Below are 20330 nucleotides of genomic sequence, written 5' to 3'. Positions count from 1 at the left end.
CCCGTCTTCCTCCCCGATCCGGCAGACTCCACCCGGCTACTCCACCAGAAACCGCCGCAGGAACGGAGCCGTTTTGCTGGCTTTTGCCCGGGCCACCTCGGCGGGCGGGCCCTGGGCTACTACCTGGCCACCTTCGTCGCCGGCCCCGGGGCCCATATCCAGCACCCAGTCGGAGGCGGCTACCACGCGCATGTCGTGTTCCACCACTACTACGGTGTTGCCCGCGTCGGTGAGGCGCTGGAGCTGCACCAGCAGGCGCTCCACGTCGGCGGGGTGCAGACCGGTGGTTGGCTCGTCGAGCACGTAAAGGGAGTTGCCGCGGCCGGTGCGCTGCAGCTCGGTGGCCAGCTTGATGCGCTGGGCCTCGCCCCCACTCAACTCGGTGGCCGGTTGGCCCAGGCGCAGGTAACCCAGGCCCACTTCGCGCAGCACCGTAAGGGCGCGGTGCACGGCGGCTTCGCCCTGGAAAAACTCCCAGGCCGCGTCCACCGTCAGGTTCAGCACCTCGGCAATGTTCTTGTCCTGGTACTGGATTTCGAGGGTTTTGGCGTTGTAGCGGGCTCCGTGGCACACCGGGCAGGGCGCGTACACGGAGGGCAGAAACAGCAATTCCACCATCACAAACCCTTCGCCCTGGCAGTTCTCGCAGCGGCCCTTGGCTACGTTGAAGCTGAAGCGCCCGGCGTCGTAGCGGCGCTTGCGGGCCTCGGGAGTGGCGGCAAACAGCTTGCGCACATGGTCGAACAAGCCGGTGTAAGTGGCCATGTTGGAGCGCGGCGTGCGGCCGATGGGCTTCTGATCCACGCGCACCAGCCGCTTGATGGTTTCCAGGCCACCAACGATGCGGCCACCGGTTTCGGGCGCGGCGGCGCGTTCCAGCGGGTCGGTTTCGGTTTCTTCTTCGGCTTCCACCGCCTGGCCCAGCTGCCCGGCCACCAGCTCCACCAGCACCTGGCTGATGAGGCTGGACTTGCCCGAGCCTGACACGCCCGTAACGGTGGTGAGCACGCCCAGCGGCAGCTGCACGCTCAGGTTGTGCAGGTTGTTGCGATGCACGCCTTCCAGTTGCAGCCAGCCCTGCGGGTGGCGTACCGTGCGAGCCTCACCTGAGCGAGCGGCCGGGTGCAGGAAGCGGCGGGTCTGGGAATCCTCCACATCGGCCAAGCCTGCGGGCGGGCCGCTGTACAGGATTTGACCGCCCAACTCGCCGGCGGCGGGGCCTACGTCCACCAGCCAGTCGGCCTGGCGCACCACGTCGAGGTTGTGCTCCACCACGAACAGGGAGTTGCCGGCCTGGCGCAGTCCGGCCAGGGCTTTCAGCAGGGCCTGGGTATCGGAGGGGTGCAGGCCGGCCGAGGGCTCATCGAGCACGTACACCACCCCGAACAGGTTGGAATACAGCTGGGTGGCCAGCCGCAGCCGCTGCAGCTCCCCCGGCGACAACGTGGGCGTGCTGCGCTCCAGTGACAGATAGCCCAGGCCCAGATCAAGCAGCACCGTGAGGCGGGCGCACAAATCCTGGGTGATGCGGCGGGCTACCTCGGCCTGCTCGGGGTGGTCCTGGTCGTGGGCCTGGGGGCGGGCTTTGCCCTCGGCGAAGGGCCGGATGAGGGCTTCCACCCGCTTAAGCGGCAGGGCCGAGAAGTCGGCAATATCCAGCCCGGCAAATGTCACGCTCAAGGACTCCCGGCGCAGGCGCTTGCCGTGGCAGGTGGGGCACTCGGTGCTCAGCATGTACTGCAGGGCCCGTTTCTTCATGAGCGGGCTCTGGGTGGTGGCGAAGGTGTGCAGCACGTGCCGCCGGGCGCTGCTGAAGGTGCCCATGTAGTTGGGCGGCTCCTGGCGCTTGAGGGCCCGCTGGGTTTCCTGGGGCGAGTAACCGGGGTACACCGGCACCACGGGCTGCTCCTCGGTGAACAGAATCCAGTCGCGCTGCTTTTGGGGCAGGTCCTGCCACGGAACATCCACGTTGTAGCCCAGGGTTACCAGAATGTCGCGCTGGTTCTGGCCGCCCCAGGCCTGGGGCCAGGCGGCAATGGCCCGCTCCCGGATGGTGAGCGTGGGGTCGGGCACCATGCTTTGCTCGGTTACCTCGTAGATGCGGCCCAGGCCGTGGCAGGTGGGGCAGGCGCCCTCGGGCGTGTTGGCCGAAAACGCTTCGGCGTAGACGATACTTTGCCCCGCCGGGTAGTCGCCGGCCCGGGAGTAGAGCATGCGCACCAGGTTCGAGAGCGTGGTGACGGAGCCCACTGAGGAGCGCGTGGTGGGCGTGCCCCGCTGCTGCTGCAGGGCCACGGCCGGCGGCAGCCCCTCAATGGCCTGCACCTGCGGCACCGACATCTGGTGGAACAGCCGCCGCGCGTACGGCGACACCGATTCCAGGTAGCGGCGCTGGGCCTCGGCGTACAGGGTGCCAAAGGCCAGGCTGCTCTTGCCCGAGCCCGACACGCCCGTAAACACCACCAGCGCGTCGCGCGGAATGTCCACGTCCACGTTTTTGAGGTTGTGCTCCCGCGCCCCGCGCACCCGCACGAAGCCATTTTGGTTGGTAGTTAATGGAGAGGAATCAGGCATACAGATCGGGCCGGTGGGAGAGGCAGTATACGGCGGCGGCCAAAAAGAATGCACAGTAATGAAGCCGTTGGCAGCAGACTTTCCCGATAGTCGGCTTAGCTGTTTGCACTTATGCGGCCGATACTTTCATGCTTATCGCACCGTCACATCAAAAAACTGCCGTTTCATATCGGCTACTTTCTTTCCACTCATCATTTCCGGCAGACTTACTATTGCCACCCGTACGGTGGTAGTTGAAATTCAACCACCACTCACCACCACATAGTTTTTCAGGCGCACTTCCTTAATAAGCTTCACTGTTCCCTTGTTGATCCGCCACAATTGAAAGCCTGGATAGCAGTCGTCAAACATTCCATAGCAGTCATTCTGTTGATTGAATACCAAGGTATTGGTTAGGTTCAGTTGGGGCTCATTGGCTATTTCAGTTATCCGACCAGTTTCCTGACTGATAAGCAGCTGTCTGGTTTCTTCATATAGATTCTTGGTTATCCAGACAAGTTGATTCCGGTGGTCCGTGCCCCGGTAGCGGTAGGTAGGCACACCCGTTTCTGCCTGTTCAGCACGGTCATTCCGCAGCACCAACAGCCGATTATCGTCCAAATCTATTTGTACGCCCGTAGTAGTTTGCTTTATTTTAGAGTTTAACCGGCTGAAAGTAGCCTGTTGATATGCCGCCGCGCCGCCTTTTGCAGGTTTTACGGTTGCGGTTGCGCCTACTGCTTGCGTTATCTCTGTAAACGCTCTGGCAGCCTGTTGTTGCTCCGCTAATATGGCTGTAAAGGGTATTGTTTCTGAACCATTACACCTTAAAATAGCAGCTATTAGACATGTAAGAAGGCACGCGTACATCATGTTGTAAAGTAGCGAATACTATGATTCAGTTTCGTCACGGCCTGCTACTTGGCTTGCCACTCCTGCTGTTGGCGGCGACGGGTCACGCGCAGCAGCGGGTTTCGGCGGCAACGCAGGCCGCGGGCTATTCCGCACCGGATTGGCAGTTGGCATTCTGGGTGGCATCACCCCGCGCCGCTGAGCTACGTGCTGTACGTGTTTATTTCGGCTCACCCGGCTCCCCTAACCTCCCGGTTCGGTTGCATCTCTACGCAGCCCCCGGCCCCGACCAAACTCCGGGCGAAGATTTACTGGCGGAAAACGTCAGCATCTGCCCCTCGCGCTGGCAGGGCTGGTACTGGTTTAATGTGAGCAGCTACCGGCTACGGATACCAGAACACGGCATTTTCGTGGCACTGGAGCCCCTGCCCGGCAGCGACAATTTCACCTGTTTCCCGCCCGCTCCCACCTATCAGCCAACCGGCCAGCTTCTTTCCCCAGCGGCCCCGGCCGCTGCCTGCTGGGCCAAACCCTGGCGCGGTTCCTGGCAACGACCGGCTCCGGTAGCCAGCCGCCCACCCTACGAGCGTTACCTACAGTTAGAAGTATCGACCCATTGAGACCATACCTTAGGCAAGAAGGCAGCTTGTCTGCCAGCAATGGCGCGAAATACAAGGTTCGCGCTACGGCTCACCCTGGTGCAGCAGGCTCACAGAGTTGATGCAGTAGCGGAGGCCGGCCGGGGCGGGACCATCGGGGAAGACGTGGCCGAGGTGGCCGCCGCAGCGGTTGCAGCGCACTTCCACGCGCTGCATGTGGTGGCTGTCGTCGAAGTGGTAGCGCAGGGCCCCGCGGGTGGCGGGCTGGGTGAAGCTGGGCCAGCCGGAAATGGCGTGGTACTTGGTGGCCGCATCGAACAGGAGGGCGTAGCAGCCGGCGCAGTGGTAGCGGCCGGGCGCGTAGCTGCGGCAGTAGGCGTTGCGGTAGGGCGGCTCGGTAGCCTGGCGGCGCAGCACCTCGTACTGCGGCGGCGTGAGGCGCTGCTGCCACTCCGCCTCCGAAAGCCGCAGGGACTGCCGGGGTTCTGGATTGCCATAACGGGCAAACGTGAGTATATCAATCCAACGGAGCATATAGGTTCGTAGATGTTGTACTTTTCGCTTATCTTCCGGTACTGAGCAAGTACGCGGTTTTGCTGACCCTCCCCTCTTCGCCCCATCATGGAGCAATTATTCGATACGCCCTCCCTATCCATTTCTTACGATCCGGCCCACGCCTGGCTTTATGTAGAATGGAGAGGCGCGCACGATGCCCATTCAGCCCGGACCGGAGGCGAGGAAGTGCTACATTACCTAGCGCAGCGTCCCTGCCACAAAATGCTCAACGATAACAGCCAAGTGACCAGCGACTGGGAACAGGGTGCCCGCTGGGTAGGTATGGAGTACTACTACCAGCTGGCCCGGCAAGGTATCCGGCACGTGGCCTGGGTTTGTCCATCCTACTGGCCCGCCCGCAAATCCATGGAAACGGCCATGCGCTTCGTCACTGCCCCCACCGTGCTCCTCTTCGACGATGTAGCCGCCGCCTACGCCTGGCTGCTCCGGCAAATGTGAGATTAGGAATGCTGAGTTATGAGAGATGAATTATGAAATGGATGTACTCATTTCATAATTCATCTCTCATAACTCAGCATTCACTAAGAGCTGCACGAGAGGGTGGCGCTGCCGGGTTTGGTGCGGGCCCATTCGGGGCGTTTGGCGGCCAGGTCCTCGTAGGCGGGGTGCTCGTTGAAGGGCGTTTTCAGGACGTGATAGAGCCGTTCCAGATCGGTCAGGTCGCCGGCTTCGGCAGCTTCAATGGCTAGTTGGGCCAGGTAGTTGCGCAGCACGTACTTGGGGTTAGCCGCCAGCATACCGGCCCGGATGGCCTCGGGCGCGGCCGGTTCCTGGCGCAGCCGTTCGGTGTAGCGAGCCAGCCACTCCAGTAACGGCGCGTGCACGGCACCCAGCGGGTTGTAGCTGACTTCTTCGATGAATGCCTGGAAAACTGTCGCCCGGTCATCTGCCCCCGCCAGCAGCGCCGGCACCAAGTGCGACAACCGCCGGAAGAACACCGTCATATCAACTTCGGAGGTTTCCAGAGCGGTGTGCAGGGCTTCGGTGAGGGCGTAATCCGGCCGGCCGTCGGGCTGGGACGTGAGGCCGAGCTTGCGCAGCAGCAGGGCCTGGCGCGTCTGGTTGAAAGTGGCGGCGTAGAGGTCGAGGGCGGGGCGCAGGGCTTCGGTAGCGTCCGGGACCAGCGGCGAGAGGGCCTGAGCCAGCTGCATCAGATTCCAGAGGGCCACGCGGGGCTGCTGCCCGAAAGCGTAGCGGTAGGTACTGAAATCGGTGGTGTTGGGCGTCCAGCCGGGCTCGTAGGGCTCCAGCCAGCCGTAAGGGCCGTAGTCGATGGTCAGGCCCAGGATACTCATGTTGTCGGTGTTCATCACCCCGTGCACGAAGCCCACCGTCATCCAGTGCGCCACCATCACGGCCGTGCGCCGACAGATTTCCGTGAACCACTGCGCGTACACCGCCTCCGAAGGCTCACCCAGTTCCGGGAAGTGGTGGCGAATTACGTAATCGGCCAGCTGGCGCAGGTTGTCCAGCTCCTGGTGGGCCAGCAGAATCTGAAAGTTGCCGAAGCGCACGAACGACGGGGCCACCCGGCACACCACAGCCCCCGGCTCGGGGCGGGCGTTGCCGTTATAAAACATGTCGCGCACCACCTCGTCGCCGGTGCTCACCAAACTCAGGGCCCGGGTAGTGGGCACGCCCAGGTGGTGCATGGCCTCGGAGCACAGAAACTCCCGGATGGAGGAGCGCAGCACCGCCCGCCCATCGGCCCGGCGCGAATAGGGCGTGGGGCCGGCCCCTTTCAATTGCAGCTCCCAGAAGCTGCCATCCGTGGCCCGGAGCTCGCCCAAGGAAATGGCCCGCCCATCACCCAGCTGCCCGGCCCAGTTGCCAAACTGGTGGCCGCCGTAGCGGGCGGCGTAGGGCTGCATGGTGGCGGCCACCCGGTTGCCGGCCAGCAGCTCCACGGCCGGCCCCTGCTCAGGCGGGCGCACCACACCCAGAAAAGCCGCCAGTTCCTCCGACCAGGCCAGCAGCCGCGGGTCGGCTACGGGCGTGGGCTGCACCGGCGAGTAGTGGTAGCCAGGCACCTGGCGCGGCACGTTCTCGCGGGACGGGTCGCCGAGCAGTTCCTCCACGAAGGAGTTGGTAAATGTGGTCTGGTCGAGGGAGCGAAGGGGTGAAGTCATGCGCGGTAAACAGCAGGCCCGGAAGAATAATGCCGGATAAGCGGAAAGGTATGTACCAGCAACTTATTTGATTGTTTCGAGATACACCGGCCGACACCTGGGGCCGGAACGGCAGGGCGGCGGGGGCGGCAGGTGTGCGTAGGAGCCGCAGGCCCCAGTTGGACAGGCCAGAGCTGGTCTGTAGCCAATCAGTTTACAGATTGTAATAATTCAACAAGTAATATTTGTATTTGAGCAAGAAAGGTGCTATATTTTCCAGTGCACTCCCCTGCTGGCCACGCGGTTGCCTGTTTTTTTCGCTGCACCCCATTTCTGGTTTCTGCATCATGAAAAATCTGCTCGTTCCCACCGATTTCTCCCGCGAGGCGCACTACGCCTTTGAGGCCGCCCTGCAACTGGCCCACCGGAGCGGCGGCCACGTTACGCTGCTGCACGTGGTGGATGCTCCCCCGGCCGCCGGTATTGCTACCTCGGGCGGCCAGGTGCCCGGCGATGGGCTCAGTAACGTGTACATGCTGAAGCTGCTGCAGGCCACCAAGCGCCGTATGCACGAGTGGATGGCAGAGGCTCATCAATTGATGCCCGATGTACCGGTGCGCGACTTGGTACTGACGGCCGAATTTGAGCCGGCCGTGCTGGAAACCATCCGGGAACACCACATTGATTTGGTGGTGATGGGCGCGCACGAGCACACTTCCTGGACGCGTTTTTTCCTGGATTCGTACACCGAGCGTATACTGCGGGTGGCCTCCTGTCCGGTGCTTACCGTAAAGCATCCGGCTACCAATTTCACGGTGCAGCACTTGGTTTTTGCCTCCGATTTTACAGCGGAGGCCGACCGGGCCGTGCCGGGGCTGCGCCAGCTCCTGACCCTGTTTCCGGAAGCCACCCTGCATCTGCTGGACGTGACACCCTCCGCCGACCGCCACGGGGCAGCCTTGCACGCCATCGAAAACTTTGCCCGCCGTCATCAGCTCACCCACTACGAGGCCGAGGTGTTTGACGCCCCCCGCGTGAGTACCGGCATTCCGCGCTTTGCCGAACAGGCCCACGCTGATTTGGTAGTAATGCTCACCCACGGCCGCTCTGCCCTCAGCCACCTGTTCCAGAGCAGCACTTCCGAGGCCGTGGCTTTGCATGCCCGTCAACCCGTGATGACGGTACACGCCTGAAACGTAGGCCGGGGAAATACACCTGCTTGCGTGATGACCACCCCGCAAAGCTAGCCAGCGCCGAGCGTTGCCCAACTATTGCCCCGGTTGTCTTGGCCACCGGGGCATTTTTGTGAGCTGCCGGGCTACCAATTCCGGAGCTCCAGCCTGACCTATCCGTGCAGAATTATGCCGCGGGCCCCAATGAGCGGCAGATGACAAGAGCCCCCAAAAACTTACTTCTGATGCTCCACTGGCCTTTTGGTGCCTGTTACTGCTGGCTTGTAACCTTCTATCCGCAGTAGCTTCGGCTGTTGCCGGCTGATACGGGGCAGCCACATTCCGTGCCGTTTCGCGTATGCGGATCTGAACCTGATCTGTTGTATGTCCGACGAACCAAGATTTCCGCTTGGAGCGCCCGCCCCCGATTGTCTGCTCCCCAACGGCCGTTCCCTGCACGAGCTGCGCGGCCAGCCCGTGCTGCTGGCCTTTGCCCCCGAGGAGTGGAATCCGGCCCAAGCCCATCAGAGCACCATTTTCACGCAGCTGCTGCGCGCGTTCGACCCTGGTACCTCCGCCCCCGACGATGCCGTTTCCTGCTGGCACTCCCTGAATTGCCACGGGCCGGCAGCCGCGCAGTTTGGCCTGGCAGGTCAGCGGGCCCTGGTGGTGCTGGACGAGCAGGGGCTGTTACGCTGGCAGACTATCATCCGCCCCGGGCAGGAACTGCGGACGGGGCAGGTACTGGCTGCCCTGGAGGCATTGCGCCCCGCGGCCCCTACCCGGGAGGCTGCTGCCGGGGCAGCTTTGGCCCCAACCGGGGGCTTGTCGCGTCGCACCTTCGTAACGGCTACGCTGGCTACTGCGGCGTTGCTGTTGCTTGTTGGCGTGGCGGAGGCCGCCGGGCCGGCAGCCACTTCCTCAACCCCCGCTCCCATGCCAGTTCCCGCCGCGGCCACCGTACCCATTACCCTCACCATCAACGGCGAAGCGCACCGGCTGGAAGTGGAACCCCGGGTGATGTTGCTGGATGCGCTGCGCGAAAACCTGCACCTCACCGGTACCAAAAAGGGCTGCGACCATGGCCAGTGCGGAGCCTGCACGGTGCATATTGACGGACACAGCGCGCTATCCTGCCTCACGCTGGCGGTGATGAGCGAGGGCCGGAAAATAACCACCATCGAAGGGCTGGCCCAGGGTGAGACGCTTCACCCCATGCAGGCCGCCTTCGTGAAGCACGACGCCTTCCAGTGCGGCTACTGCACGCCGGGCCAGATTATGGCTGCCACGGCGCTGGTGCAGGACAAGCAGCGCCGCTCGGCCGCCGAAATCCGGGAGGCCATGAGCGGCAACCTGTGCCGGTGCGCGGCCTACCCGAATATCATTGCCGCCATTCAGGAAATTCAAACCGCCTAGCCGCCTGCCCATGCACCCATTTACCTACCAGCGGGCCACCACGCCCGCCCAGGCCGTAGCGGCCGTGGCCCCGGCTCCCGGGGCGGCCTTTGTGGCCGGCGGCACCTCCCAGCTCGATTTAATGAAGGAAGACGTGCTGCGTCCCAGCCTGCTGGTGGACGTGACGGCGCTGCCCCTCACCACCATCAGCGCGCTGAACGGCGGACTGCGGCTGGGCGCGGGCGTCTCGAACACGGCGGCGGCGCTGCACCCCGAGGTGGCGGCCCGCTACCCGGCCGTGAGCGAGGCTTTGCTGGCGGGGGCTTCCACCCAAATCCGGAACATGGCCAGCCTGGGCGGCAACCCGTTGCAGCGCACCCGCTGCCCCTACTTCCGCGACCCGGCCCAGGCCTGCAACAAGCGGGAACCGGGCTCGGGCTGCGCCGCGCTGCAAGGCATCAACAAAGTACACGCCCTGTTTGGAGCCTCGAATAGCTGCGTAGCCACCCACCCCAGCGACCTGGCTGTGGCCCTGGCCGCCCTCGATGCCCAGGTGCAGGTAACCGGCCCCGCCGGCTCGCGCACCATTGCCTTCCCCGACTTGCACCGCCTGCCCGGCGACACGCCCCAGCAGGACACTACGCTAGCCCACGGTGAGCTGATTACCAGCATTGATTTGCCCGCCTTTACCGGCCGCTCCCACTATCTGAAGGTGCGTGAGCGGGCCAGCTACGCCTTTGCGCTGGTATCGTGCGCGGTGGCCCTGGAAATGGAGGGCAAGAAGATCCGGCGGGCGCGGGTGGCGCTGGGCGGCGTGGCCCACAAGCCCTGGCGGGTGCCGGCGGCCGAGGCCCTGCTGGCCGGCAAGAAGCCCTCCGAAAAACTGTTCCGCGCCGCCGCCGAAGCGGCTTTTGCGGATGCCAAACCGCTGGAGCACAACGCTTACAAAATTCCGATGGGCCGCAACCTGCTGGTGCGTGCTCTGCTGGAAACCAGCGGCTTGCAGCCCTTGCAGGGCCCCGCCGGCACGGCCTTCGCCGCCAGCGTGGGCGGGGTAAGCGGCGAATGACAATTGCGCTGTTAGCTAATGGCTAGTAGCCGTTGGCTTCCTTCGGCAAGCAACTAAAAAACAGACTTCAACAATAAAGCTAACAGCCAACCGCTGGTAGCTAACAGCTCAATACGATGGTAGAAGCAACCGGCAAACCGCTTGAACGAGTTGATGGGCGGCTGAAAGTAATGGGGGCGGCGCGCTTCAGCGCCGAGTGGGACGTGCCAGGCCTCGCCTACGGTGCCACCGTGAGTAGCAGCGTGGCCCACGGCTTCGTGCGCGCCATCGACAGCGCGGCGGCTTTGCGCGCGCCCGGCGTGCTGGCCGTGCTCACCCACGAAAACGCGCCCCGCCTTCAGCCCATGCCCGAGAAGGTGAACGGCTCGTTGTTCCGGGGCGAGGGCGGCATCACGGAAACTCGCCAGCCGTTGCAGAACGCCACCGTGGAGTACGCTGGCCAGCCCCTGGCCGTGGTGGTGGCCGATACGCTGGAACGCGCCCGCCACGCCGCCAGCCTGGTGCGCGTGACCTACGGCGTGCGCCCGCCCGAGCTGACCTTGGAAGCCTCCACCCGCCGCACACTGCCCGAAACCTTCACCGGCAACCAGGACGAGAAGCTGCAGGTAACCGTGGGCGACCCCAAAACCGCCCTGGCCGCCGCCCCCGTAAAGCTGACGCGAGTGTACGAATCGGGCATCACCCACCACAACCCCATCGAGCAGCTGGCCAGCATTGCCCGCTGGGAAACCCGCAACGGCACCGAGTTCCTGACCCTCTACGACACCACCCGCGGCGTGGAAAACCTGCAGGAAGTGGTATCCAGCTCGCTGAGCCTGCCCAAGGACAATGTGCACATCGTCTGCCCGTTCATTGGCGGTGCGTTCGGCTCCAAGGGCTGGATGTTTGCCCCGCCCGTGCTCACGGCCATGGCAGCCCGGGTAGTGAAGCGGCCGGTGAAGATGGAGTGGCGGCGACAGGACATGTTTGCCGTGGCCGGCCAACGCGCCGCCACCCGCCAGACGCTCAGCCTCGGGGCCGCCCCCGACGGCCGGCTCACCGCCCTGCAACACGATACCCAGACCCATTCTTCCCAGTCGAGCGGCTTTACCGAGCCCTGCGCCCGGGTTTCTAGGATGATGTATGCGGTGCCCAACCTGGGCTTTGCCCACCAGCTTCACCACCTGCACCTGCCCTCCCCCTGCCCCATGCGCGGCCCCGGCGAAACCGTGGGCGGCTGGGCCTTGGAGTGCGCCATGGATGAGCTGGCCGCCGAGCTGAACCTGGACCCCGTGGAGCTGCGCCTGCGCAACTACGCCGAGAAAAACCCCGAAACCGGCAAGCCCTGGAGCAGCAAGCACCTGCGCGAGTGCTACGCCCGCGGCCAGGAGCTCATTGGCTGGAGCAAGCGCAACCCCAAGCCCCGCTCCATGCGCGAGGGCAACAGCCTCATCGGCTACGGCATGGCCACCACCATGTACCCCGCCGCCCGCCGCCCCGGTCAGGCTAAAGCTACCCTGTTCGCCGACGGCCGCGCGCTGGTGCAGAGTGCCACCCACGAAATGGGCAACGGGGCCTATACCATCTTCCGCCAGATCAGCGCCGACGGACTGGGACTGCCGGTGGAGCAGGTACGTTTTGAGTTGGGCGACTCAGCCCTCCCGGCGGCCCCCACCAGCGGCGGCTCGGCCACCACGGCCACCATTGGGCCGGCTGCGCTGGCCGCCTGCCGCAACGTGCTGAGCGCCCTAAAACAGCTGGCTATCCGGGATGCGAAGTCGCCGCTGTATAAGGCGGCGGCCGATGACCTGGAGGCCCGCGGCGGACGGCTGGTGCGCAAGGCCAACCCCGCTCAGTCCGAGGACTACGGTACCATTCTGCGCCGGGCCGGGCTACCTTCCTTGGAAGCCAGCGGTGAGGCTAAACCGGGCGAGGAACGGGAGAACTACTCGCTCTACTCGTTTGGGGCCATATTTGTGAAGGTGCGGGTAGATGAGCTGACGGGCACCGTACGAGTAGACAAGCTGTGCGCCGTGCTGGACGTGGGCCGGCTGATGAACCCCCGCACCGCCCACTCCCAGATTATCGGGGGCGTGGCCATGGGCCTGGGTGCGGCCCTCATGGAAGAAACTCAGTACGACCCGCGCAACGGCCGCGCCGTAGTCCGCAACCTGGCCGACTACCACGTGCCCAGCATGGCCGACACGCCCGACATCCAAGTGGAGTGGCTCAACATCCCCGACCCGCACATCAGTGAGCTGGGAGCCCGGGGCATCGGGGAAATTGGCTGTGTGGGCACCCCGGCGGCCATCACCAACGCCGTGTACCACGCCACCGGCCGCCGCTTCCGCTCCCTGCCCCTCACCCCCGATAAAATCGTGCAAGGGTAGTCTTGCGCCACGCGCAGTAAAAAGCCCGCCCCGGTTCTCAAAGGATAGCCGGGGCGGGCTTTTTACCAACATTCAATGTGCGAAAAACCTACAGGTTTTTCATCCACGCCTCGCGCAGGGCCACCTGGGCGGGCGTGGCGCTGGGGTTCTGGCTGAACACGTAGCGCTTCACTTCCTCGGTGCTGCCCAGCTTCACGCGCACCGTTTGCTCCTGGCCGTTACGCACAATGGTAATCGGCAGCTCAGAGCCGGGGGCGCGGCTACCAGCCCGGCGCAGGCCGGTGAAGTCATTGCGCACCCCGTCCACGGCCACCAATTGGTCGCCCACCTGCACGCCGGCGGCTTGCAATGGACCGCCTACGCGGGTGAAGTACACGTTGGTTTCGCGCGGGGCCAGGCCCACGGGCCCCAGCGTGGCTACCTGCTTGCCGGTGTGCACAATGGGTTGATAGGTGATACCCACTTTGGCGTAGTACTCGGCCAGGGGCAGCGGCTCGGCGTTCTGCACGTAGCGCTTGAAGAAGTCGCCGATTTCGGGGTAGGTGAGCTTGGTGAAATCCTCGAAGAAGGTTTTCTCGCTGAAGGGCTTGTTGGGACCGTACTGCTTGGCCAGCTGCAGCAGTACGTCGCGCAGACTGCGCTTGCCGCCGCTCAGCTCCAGCAGGCGCAGATCGAGCAGGCCGGCCGTGAGGGCCCCGCGCTGGTAGATATTGCCGTACTGGCGCTGGCCCTCATCCGAAAACGAGTTCAACCCCAGGCGGCTGAGGCTGTACGTGGTATCGGCGCGGGTGCGGTCGTACTGCACTTTGTCGTGCAGCATGCTCAGGTAGTCGTCCAGGGGCACCAGGCCGCCGCGCAGCTGCATCATGTGCGAGGCCCACTCGGTGGTACCCTCGTAGAGCCACAAATGCTCGGAGCCGGTGGGCTGCACGAAGTTGAACTGCTCAATCACCTCGGAATGGATGTTGAGCGGGGTCATCACGTGGAAGAACTCGTGGGCCGCAATGTCCACCACGCCCTGCGCCGACTCGGGCGTGAGCGGCTGCTCGGGCAGCACGTACTCGGAGCTGTAGGAATGCTCCCAGGCCCCGGCCGAGCGGTCGGCGAAGTGGTAGAGGAAGGCATAGCGGTTCACCGGCAGCTGGCCCCCGAAGAAGCTCTGGGCGGCCGTCAGCATCTTCTGCATGTAGCCCAGCAGCGGCTCGGCCTGCACCTTGTCGGTGGCCGAGTAGCAATAGAGTGCCACGTCGGCGTTGCCCAGTTTGGTGCTGGCCTCGGTGAGGCGGCCCAGCAGAATGGGCGAATCCACGGCGTGGTCGTAGCTTTTCAGGTGATAGTAGCCGTCCTTATCGGCCTGCAGGACCGAGCCGGCCTTCCAGCCGCTGGGATACTGCAGCTTCAGGCGCAGCGGGGCAGCCTGCAGGCCCTGGGGGTAGCCCAGCAGCGTCTGGCCGTTGAGCAGGGCGTGGTCCAGTTCCAGCGAGGAGCCGCACATGCGGTAGATATTGTGCTCCTTCACCGGGGTGTCCCAGGTTTCGGCAATGGTGTAGCGGATTTCGCGGGTTTTGTCGGGCTGGCTGAGCTGCCACTGGTTCGTGTTGAGCTGCTTTACTTCCAGCGCCTTGCCTTTCTCATCGAAGGCCTGGAAGTTGCTCACGAAGCGGCCCATGTCCATGACCTGGTAGGTGCCGGGCGCGGTTGCCGCAAACTGGTAGATGGCCTGGTCTTTCTTGAGCTTGGGCAGCTCCAGCTTCACCTGAAAGGCGTTGCTGTTGGTGGCCGGGTCCATGCTCACGGTGTAGGTCAGCTCCTTGGGGCCTTTGGCCAGGGCCGGCGCGGCCAGGCCCAGCAACGCGGCCAGGGCGGCCGAACGGAAAATCGGATTCATGCAGGATATAACGGGTGAAAAGTGCGCTAACAGACGCGGCCCGGCCCCAACCGTTGCGTTGGAGCCGGGCCGCGCAGGCCGCAAAGATTACCCGATTTTGGGAAGCGGCTACGGCAGCTTCATCCGGAACAAGCGGAACGGGTACTCCACCCGGTCCTGACCGTTGTTCCACTTGGGCGTGCGCTCAATCTGGGCGGCGGTGAGGTAGAGGTAGCCACCCGGGCCCAACCCAAACGAATCGGGCCAGAGCAGGCGCGCATCCTGCACCACGGTTTCCAAGCGGCCGGCGGGCGTTACGCGGCGCACGGCGTTGTGGGGCGAGTCGGTGAGGTACACGTTGCCGGCAGCATCGGCCAGCATACCGTGCGAGATGCCCACCTCTCCTATTTCCTCCACCTGCGCGGCCACCTGGGCCGGGCTGAGGCTGGCGTCGCGCAGGGCTTCGGTGGCAATGCGGTAGAGCTTGGTCTGGTTGATGGCGCGGTAGTAGAGGTAGCGGAAATCGTGGGTGAGGGCAATGCCGTTTACGTTGCTGCTGAAGGGCTTGCCGTTCTTATCCTTCACTTCCTTGCCATCAATTCGCAGCACGAAGCCCGGGGCGGCCAGCACCGATTTGTGGCCCTGCAGCACCAACCGGCTGCGGCCAGTGCGCAAATCCAGCACCACCAGCGCGGCCAGCTTGGGGTCGGAGAGGTACGCCACCTGCTGCTCGGTATCCACGCGCACGTCATTCAGGCCCGACCGTTCCCGGGGCAAATCCTCAAACCGGTAAATCCGCTCGACTTTATTAGTCGCCAGGTTGAGATGTACCAGCTTCACGCCTTCTTTCAGGGGCGCTTCGTCGCCGGGGTTGGCGGGGTCGAGTACCCACAGGTGGTCGTTGCGGTCCACGAATAAGGCCTGCACATTCACCCAGCGGCCGGCGGCTTTCGTGGAATCCCACTGGTTCCACAGAGCATCGGGAAAGGGCCGGCGCTGCCCGTTCACGATTTCCGCCAGCCCGAAGTCGTAGTCCTTCGGCTTCTTGGGGAAGGTGACGAAAATGCGGTTCTGCTGGGACACGGCCACCCCGATGGGCTGGTGGCGGCCAAACTCGGCCACCGGCTCCAAGGTGGAAAGTGGCTGCGTGAGTTGGGCGGAAGCATCGGGAGCGGACATGAACAAGCAGACAATTAGCAACAACAGAACACGGATGATTTTCATGGCGAGCGGCGCGGGGTGTGGCCGCGGGCGTGAGTCAGTTCCTACGCGGCCTTCCGCAGGCAGGTTGGCAACGGCTACTATAACCTCCCGGCCCAACTACCGGTACAGTACTGTAGACTCCGGCCTTCATTCTCTGTTTATGCGTTTTTCCGTTCTCGCCGCCGCGCTGCTGCTGCCCCTGCTGGCTCCGGCTCAAACTCCGCGGTTCACTACCATCGGCCGCGTAGTGGCGCAGGTACCGGCGTTCAACCAACTCGTTGCCCCCGGTACGCCCATCGAAATTATAGCTTCCGGCTTTAGTCACGCCGAGGGCCCGCTGTGGGTGTCCGACAGCACCATGCTGCTGTTTTCCGACTCCCCCACCCGCACGATTTACCGCTGGTCGGAGCAGCGGGGACTCAGCAAGTTTTTGGAAAGCAGCGGCTACACCGGCCGGATGCCCTACGGCAAAGAGCCCGGCACCAACGGCCTCGCGCTGGATGCGCAGGGCAACCTGCTGCTGGCCGAGCACGGCGACCGGCGCGTGGCCCTGCTGCCGCTCAGCCAGCCCAGCGGCAAGCGCACTCTCACCGATGCCTTCGCGGGCCGCCGCTACCACAGTCCCAACGATGTCGTATCCCACCCCAACGGCTCAGTATATTTCAGCGACCCGCCCTACGGCCTGCCCGAACGGGCGCGCAGTTCCCTGCGCGAGCAGCCCGGCAACTACGTGTACCGCCGCAGCCCCAATGGCTCCGTAACCCCCGAAATTGCTGACCTGACCACACCTAACGGCCTGGCCCTGTCGGCTGATGGTCGTCAGCTGTTCGTTTCGCAGTCCGATTCGCTCCGGCCTCTCATTTGGGTGTACGCGGTGCGCGGCAATGGGAAGCTCGGTCCAGGCCGGCTGTTTTTCGATATGCAGCCCCTGCCCCGCCGGGCCAAGGAAGTGCCTGACGGCCTGAAACTGGACCGGACGGGCAATGTATGGGCCGCCGGGCACGGGGGACTTGTGGTTGTTTCACCGCAAGGCCAGCACCTGGGCACGCTTGATGTGGGCGCGCCCGTTTCCAACTGCGCCTGGGGCGAGGATGGGCGCACCCTCTACTTCACGGCTGGCTCCATGGTGTGCCGCATCAAAACCCTGGTGCAAGGCACCACCGGCGGCCGGTAGCTTATGCGCTCAAACCATAGGCTTACGCTTTTTCTGCCGCCCCTGCCTTCAGCCGCCTTCCGCGACAAGCTCCGCCACTCCGATGCCAGCCAGGTCCTGCGGATGCTGGATATGCTGGGTGTTTAAGCAAGATTCGAGAGGTAGCGCAGTACTGGTACACCCGCACTACCCGACCCATAAGCAGGCCTTATATCTGCCGGGTGCCCCGCAAACGGAACGCATAAGTAATCAACCCGGTTGAAGAGGAAGCAACGTGGCTTGTACGCTTGAGGGGTTGTGGCTCCTTTACTGCTGCTCCTTGACGAAAAGCCGTACGTTTACGTTTCCCCTTTTCATAGCCGAAGCGGTCCGGACTGCTCTAGCGCAGCCTTTCCCCTTCCGTTTATGCGTACCACGCTCAAATTCACCAACGTCGCCCGTTCGACGTTCTTCGCTACTGTGCGGCAGCGGGCCGATGCCTACTTCACCAGCCGGCAGCTCTCCCGCCACGCCAACGGGGCCATGTGGGGCAAGGCCCTGTTCTTTATCGGCAGCTTTGTGGCGTTGTATCTGCTGATCCTGTTTGGCTCGTTCAGCCCCCTGGTGATGCTGGGGCTGGCTGGCCTGCTGGGGGCCTGCTGCGCTTTTATCGGGTTCAACATTTGCCACGATGCCCTGCACAATGCCTTTTCCTCCAACCGGCGCGTGAACCGGGCGTTCAGCCTGCTGTTCAATCTGATTGGGGCCAACCCCTACGTGTGGACCATCACGCACAACGTGGTGCACCATACCTACACCAACATTCCGGGCCACGATGAGGATATTGAAGTAGCGCCGGGGCTGGTGCGGCTGTCCACCGAGGATCCGCTGAAGCCGTGGCAGCGCTACCAGCGGTTCTATGCCTTTCCGCTGTATGGACTGGCGTCGCTTTCCTGGGTACTGCGCAAGGATTACGTGAAGTTTTTCCAGAGCAAAATCGGGGAACACCCCACGCCCTCCCACCCGCGCCGCGAGTACATCAATCTGTTTGCCTACAAGGCCCTGTACTATATCCTGTTCATGGCAGTGCCGCTGCTGGTGCTGGATATTACCTGGTGGCAGTTTGCGCTGGGCTTCCTGACGCTGCACTTTGTGGAAGGGCTGGTACTGGGCCTCGTGTTTCAGCTGGCCCATGTGGTGGAAGGCACCGCCTTTCCTCAGCCCGATGCCAGCGGCGACATGCAGGAGGCCTGGGCCGTGCACCAGCTTCGCACCACGGCCAATTTTGCCCCTCGCAGCGCCATGGCCAGTTTTCTGTGCGGAGGTCTGAACCGGCAGATCGAGCATCACCTGTTTCCCAACGTTTGCCACGTGCACTACCCGGCCCTTTCCCGCATTGTACGGGAAACGGCCCGGGAGTTTGGGTTGCCCTACCTGGAAAATCCTACTTTCGTCGCGGCCCTTCGCTCCCACTACCGTATGCTGCACAAGCTGGGCCGGCCGGCGGCGTAACCAGCAGCACCGGCGAGGATTATTTTTTCAGCGGGTCGTGGCCCCAGTTCATGAGGGAGTAGCGCCAGCGCGAGGTTTCCACATCTTTTTTATGCTCGGGGCCCTGGGCGGCATGGCGGCTGATGTAGCTGTGCACCTTGTGCATGTGCTCCTGGTCGGCGGCGGTGAGGTCGGCTTTCTTTTTGCGCAGAATCCGTACGATTTTTTCGCCCGACTGATGACCTACGCTGCTGCCGTTGCCACTGTCCTGGCCCACTGATTTGGACTCCTCCGTTTTCAGCCATTTTTCCAGCTCAGCAGCCGTCATGTTCACATCTTTCCTGAACGTGGTGTAACTATCGTCGGGGGTATTCTGGGCTGTAGTCGTCATGGGGTTGCGGTTGGGGTGGGGTTGGCGGGGGTGAGGCTGATAGGCGGCCTGTTTTTCAACGATACCCGACTTAATCTGTTGTCGTATCCGGAGCACTAGCTCAACTTATATTCATTGGCGGCTCGCTCTTAACGGATCTACAACCGCCGTAGCTTTTGGTTTTCCCATTGCATGTCACCTGATATTCTGATTATTGGTGCGGGTGCAGCCGGTTTGTTGGCAGCCCGCAACCTGGCCCAGGCCGGCCGACGCGTAACCATTCTGGAAGCCCGCCCCCGCCCGGGAGGCCGCATATACTCGCTGGGTCCGGAGGCCGGCTTCAGCGCCCCCACCGAAGCCGGCGCCGAGTTCCTGCACGGTGACGTACCGCTTACCCGCGAGTTGCTGCAAGCCTACGGCATTCCGTGGCATGATACGGCTGGCACCACCTACGAAGTCAGCCAAGGCCACGCCCGGAAGGCGGAAGCATTTCTGGAAGAAATGCCACTGCTGCTGTCAACGCTCCAGCAACTCTCCAACGACATGCCGTTGGCCAACTTTCTGACGGAATACTTTCCTGGAGCCGAATACGCTGCGCTGCGCCGACAGGCCACTGCTTTTGCTGAAGGCTACGATGCCGCTGATGCCCGACGGGTCAGCGCCTTTGCCCTCCGCGAGGAGTGGAGCGGCAACGGTGCCGAAGACTCGCCCCGGCCCGAAGGGGGCTACGCGGGGCTGGTGCAGGGCCTGATGCGGGAACTGGAGGCGGCCGGCGCACACCTGATGCTAGGAACGCAGGTGACCCTCATTGAGTGGCAGCCCGGGCAGGTAACCGTCAGGAGTCAGGATGGGCGGGTATTTCAAGCGCCCCAGCTGCTACTCACGGTACCGCTGGGCGTGTGGCAGGCGCCGGAAGGTCGGCCCGGGTACCTCCCCCTTCACCCCGACCTGCCCGGGCACCGCGCCGCTGCCCAGGCCCTGGGATTTGGCCCCGTCATCAAGTACTTACTGGAATTCGAGGAGCCCATCTGGGAACAGGTTTCGGCTGATATTGGGCAGGCCATGCCGGAGTTGGGTTTTCTGTTTTCGGATGCTGCAGTACCGACCTGGTGGAGTCAGCAACCCAGTTCCCAATCTTTGCTTACCGGCTGGGTAGCCGGTCCTGCGGCGGCCCACCGCCAGCATCTCACCCCTTCCGAGTTGCTCACTGAAGCACTGGACTCCTTGGCATACCTGCTGCAAACTACACCAGCTTACCTGCGCCAGCATCTGCAGGCACACCAGATACTCAACTGGGGCACTGACCCGCTGGCCCTAGGCGCCTATTCCTACCCTACCATTTGTGCAGCGGAGTTTAGGGCCACGCTTTCCGCTCCGGTTGCCGACACGCTGTTTGTGGCCGGTGAGGGAGTGTACTCGGGCCCCTACACTGGCACTGTAGAAGCGGCGTTGGTAACAGGCGCGGCGGCAGCCCGGCGCATCCTGCAAACGCCTGCCCCCATTTCGTAACTGCCAACAGTTTCTCTGCCCGGGTGAGAACAGACCCGCTGGTGCCGGAGGAGAGCATATTAGTC

Annotated in this window: 17 protein-coding genes; 10 read left to right on the top strand and 7 right to left on the bottom strand. The window is 63.6% G+C overall.

What is annotated here, in order from left to right; all coding sequences use genetic code 11:
- Positions 1 to 36: 36 nt before the first annotated feature.
- Together uvrA and ACN19L_RS18900 are read right to left on the bottom strand one after the other, a co-directional pair.
- Positions 37 to 2574: an excinuclease ABC subunit UvrA gene (gene uvrA / locus ACN19L_RS18905; RefSeq protein WP_426491017.1), complete on the bottom strand. Its 2538-nt coding sequence runs from the start codon at positions 2572 to 2574 to the stop codon at positions 37 to 39.
- A gap of 240 nt (positions 2575 to 2814) precedes the next feature.
- A complete protein-coding gene (locus ACN19L_RS18900) occupies positions 2815 to 3426 on the bottom strand; it encodes a hypothetical protein (protein ID WP_426491016.1) in 612 nt (203 codons plus the stop codon).
- 20 nt (positions 3427 to 3446) lie between these two features.
- Here ACN19L_RS18900 and ACN19L_RS18895 point away from each other — a divergent pair, with 20 nt between their 5' ends.
- Positions 3447 to 4025 (top strand): hypothetical protein, encoded by a 579-nt coding sequence (locus tag ACN19L_RS18895; RefSeq protein WP_426491015.1) that lies wholly within the window; start codon positions 3447 to 3449, stop codon positions 4023 to 4025.
- Between the two features lie 63 nt (positions 4026 to 4088).
- On the opposite strand, the gene msrB is transcribed toward ACN19L_RS18895, so the two are convergent.
- Positions 4089 to 4538: a peptide-methionine (R)-S-oxide reductase MsrB gene (gene msrB / locus ACN19L_RS18890; RefSeq protein ID WP_426491014.1), complete on the bottom strand. Its 450-nt coding sequence runs from the start codon at positions 4536 to 4538 to the stop codon at positions 4089 to 4091.
- A gap of 87 nt (positions 4539 to 4625) precedes the next feature.
- On the opposite strand from msrB, the gene ACN19L_RS18885 reads away from it, so the two are divergent.
- On the top strand, positions 4626 to 5018 hold the full coding sequence (locus ACN19L_RS18885) for a hypothetical protein (protein WP_426491013.1): 393 nt from the start codon (positions 4626 to 4628) through the stop codon (positions 5016 to 5018).
- Between the two features lie 83 nt (positions 5019 to 5101).
- Here the strand turns inward: ACN19L_RS18885 and ACN19L_RS18880 are convergent, their stop codons facing one another.
- A complete protein-coding gene (locus ACN19L_RS18880; protein WP_426491012.1) occupies positions 5102 to 6709 on the bottom strand; it encodes a protein adenylyltransferase SelO in 1608 nt (535 codons plus the stop codon).
- Positions 6710 to 7035: 326 nt separating this feature from the next.
- Here ACN19L_RS18880 and ACN19L_RS18875 point away from each other — a divergent pair, with 326 nt between their 5' ends.
- The 4 genes from ACN19L_RS18875 (at position 7036) to ACN19L_RS18860 (ending at position 12693) form a co-directional block, all read left to right on the top strand.
- Positions 7036 to 7881 (top strand): universal stress protein, encoded by an 846-nt coding sequence (locus ACN19L_RS18875; protein ID WP_426491011.1) that lies wholly within the window; start codon positions 7036 to 7038, stop codon positions 7879 to 7881.
- 363 nt (positions 7882 to 8244) lie between these two features.
- A complete protein-coding gene (locus ACN19L_RS18870; protein ID WP_426491010.1) occupies positions 8245 to 9276 on the top strand; it encodes a 2Fe-2S iron-sulfur cluster-binding protein in 1032 nt (343 codons plus the stop codon).
- A gap of 10 nt (positions 9277 to 9286) precedes the next feature.
- Positions 9287 to 10324, top strand: a complete 1038-nt coding sequence (locus ACN19L_RS18865) for an FAD binding domain-containing protein (protein WP_426491009.1) — start codon at positions 9287 to 9289, stop codon at positions 10322 to 10324.
- A 116-nt stretch (positions 10325 to 10440) separates the two neighbouring features.
- Positions 10441 to 12693: a xanthine dehydrogenase family protein molybdopterin-binding subunit gene (locus ACN19L_RS18860; protein WP_426491008.1), complete on the top strand. Its 2253-nt coding sequence runs from the start codon at positions 10441 to 10443 to the stop codon at positions 12691 to 12693.
- An 88-nt stretch (positions 12694 to 12781) separates the two neighbouring features.
- Here ACN19L_RS18860 and ACN19L_RS18855 read toward each other — a convergent pair whose 3' ends face one another.
- Together ACN19L_RS18855 and ACN19L_RS18850 are read right to left on the bottom strand one after the other, a co-directional pair.
- Complete coding sequence (locus ACN19L_RS18855; protein WP_426491007.1) at positions 12782 to 14581, bottom strand: peptidase; 1800 nt, start codon at positions 14579 to 14581, stop codon at positions 12782 to 12784.
- 108 nt (positions 14582 to 14689) lie between these two features.
- Positions 14690 to 15739, bottom strand: a complete 1050-nt coding sequence (locus tag ACN19L_RS18850; protein ID WP_426491006.1) for an SMP-30/gluconolactonase/LRE family protein — start codon at positions 15737 to 15739, stop codon at positions 14690 to 14692.
- Positions 15740 to 15923: 184 nt separating this feature from the next.
- Between ACN19L_RS18850 and ACN19L_RS18845 the strand changes: the two genes are divergently transcribed.
- The 3 genes from ACN19L_RS18845 (at position 15924) to ACN19L_RS18835 (ending at position 18407) form a co-directional block, all read left to right on the top strand.
- Positions 15924 to 16937: an SMP-30/gluconolactonase/LRE family protein gene (locus tag ACN19L_RS18845; RefSeq protein WP_426491005.1), complete on the top strand. Its 1014-nt coding sequence runs from the start codon at positions 15924 to 15926 to the stop codon at positions 16935 to 16937.
- A gap of 3 nt (positions 16938 to 16940) precedes the next feature.
- Positions 16941 to 17063: a hypothetical protein gene (locus ACN19L_RS18840; protein ID WP_426491004.1), complete on the top strand. Its 123-nt coding sequence runs from the start codon at positions 16941 to 16943 to the stop codon at positions 17061 to 17063.
- Positions 17064 to 17321: 258 nt separating this feature from the next.
- Positions 17322 to 18407 carry a fatty acid desaturase family protein gene (locus tag ACN19L_RS18835; RefSeq protein WP_426491003.1) on the top strand — a complete coding sequence of 362 codons (1086 nt, stop codon included), beginning with the start codon at positions 17322 to 17324 and terminating at the stop codon, positions 18405 to 18407.
- A gap of 19 nt (positions 18408 to 18426) precedes the next feature.
- Here the strand turns inward: ACN19L_RS18835 and ACN19L_RS18830 are convergent, their stop codons facing one another.
- Positions 18427 to 18777 (bottom strand): DUF3140 domain-containing protein, encoded by a 351-nt coding sequence (locus ACN19L_RS18830; RefSeq protein ID WP_426491002.1) that lies wholly within the window; start codon positions 18775 to 18777, stop codon positions 18427 to 18429.
- A 171-nt stretch (positions 18778 to 18948) separates the two neighbouring features.
- On the opposite strand from ACN19L_RS18830, the gene ACN19L_RS18825 reads away from it, so the two are divergent.
- On the top strand, positions 18949 to 20265 hold the full coding sequence (locus ACN19L_RS18825) for a flavin monoamine oxidase family protein (protein WP_426491001.1): 1317 nt from the start codon (positions 18949 to 18951) through the stop codon (positions 20263 to 20265).
- Positions 20266 to 20330: the final 65 nt, after the last annotated feature.

The sequence above is a fragment of the Hymenobacter sp. 102 genome (assembly GCF_049949205.1).
Classification (GTDB): domain Bacteria; phylum Bacteroidota; class Bacteroidia; order Cytophagales; family Hymenobacteraceae; genus Hymenobacter.
The sequence above is the reverse complement of the archived record's forward strand: the minus strand, read 5'-3'. Positions and strand labels throughout refer to the sequence as shown.

Bases quoted from the DNA above. Each gene is read 5' to 3' on its own strand.
- ACN19L_RS18840 (WP_426491004.1), top strand. From the start codon at position 16,941: ATGCGCTCAAACCATAGGCTTACGCTTTTTCTGCCGCCCCTGCCTTCA.
- ACN19L_RS18855 (WP_426491007.1), bottom strand. From the start codon at position 14,581: ATGAATCCGATTTTCCGTTCGGCCGCCCTGGCCGCGTTGCTGGGCCTG.
- ACN19L_RS18870 (WP_426491010.1), top strand. From the start codon at position 8,245: ATGTCCGACGAACCAAGATTTCCGCTTGGAGCGCCCGCCCCCGATTGT.
- uvrA (WP_426491017.1), bottom strand. From the start codon at position 2,574: ATGCCTGATTCCTCTCCATTAACTACCAACCAAAATGGCTTCGTGCGG.
- ACN19L_RS18835 (WP_426491003.1), top strand. From the start codon at position 17,322: ATGCGTACCACGCTCAAATTCACCAACGTCGCCCGTTCGACGTTCTTC.
- ACN19L_RS18875 (WP_426491011.1), top strand. From the start codon at position 7,036: ATGAAAAATCTGCTCGTTCCCACCGATTTCTCCCGCGAGGCGCACTAC.
- ACN19L_RS18895 (WP_426491015.1), top strand. From the start codon at position 3,447: ATGATTCAGTTTCGTCACGGCCTGCTACTTGGCTTGCCACTCCTGCTG.
- ACN19L_RS18900 (WP_426491016.1), bottom strand. From the start codon at position 3,426: ATGATGTACGCGTGCCTTCTTACATGTCTAATAGCTGCTATTTTAAGG.
- ACN19L_RS18850 (WP_426491006.1), bottom strand. From the start codon at position 15,739: ATGTCCGCTCCCGATGCTTCCGCCCAACTCACGCAGCCACTTTCCACC.
- ACN19L_RS18860 (WP_426491008.1), top strand. From the start codon at position 10,441: ATGGTAGAAGCAACCGGCAAACCGCTTGAACGAGTTGATGGGCGGCTG.
- ACN19L_RS18885 (WP_426491013.1), top strand. From the start codon at position 4,626: ATGGAGCAATTATTCGATACGCCCTCCCTATCCATTTCTTACGATCCG.
- msrB (WP_426491014.1), bottom strand. From the start codon at position 4,538: ATGCTCCGTTGGATTGATATACTCACGTTTGCCCGTTATGGCAATCCA.
- ACN19L_RS18865 (WP_426491009.1), top strand. From the start codon at position 9,287: ATGCACCCATTTACCTACCAGCGGGCCACCACGCCCGCCCAGGCCGTA.
- ACN19L_RS18845 (WP_426491005.1), top strand. From the start codon at position 15,924: ATGCGTTTTTCCGTTCTCGCCGCCGCGCTGCTGCTGCCCCTGCTGGCT.
- ACN19L_RS18830 (WP_426491002.1), bottom strand. From the start codon at position 18,777: ATGACGACTACAGCCCAGAATACCCCCGACGATAGTTACACCACGTTC.
- ACN19L_RS18880 (WP_426491012.1), bottom strand. From the start codon at position 6,709: ATGACTTCACCCCTTCGCTCCCTCGACCAGACCACATTTACCAACTCC.
- ACN19L_RS18825 (WP_426491001.1), top strand. From the start codon at position 18,949: ATGTCACCTGATATTCTGATTATTGGTGCGGGTGCAGCCGGTTTGTTG.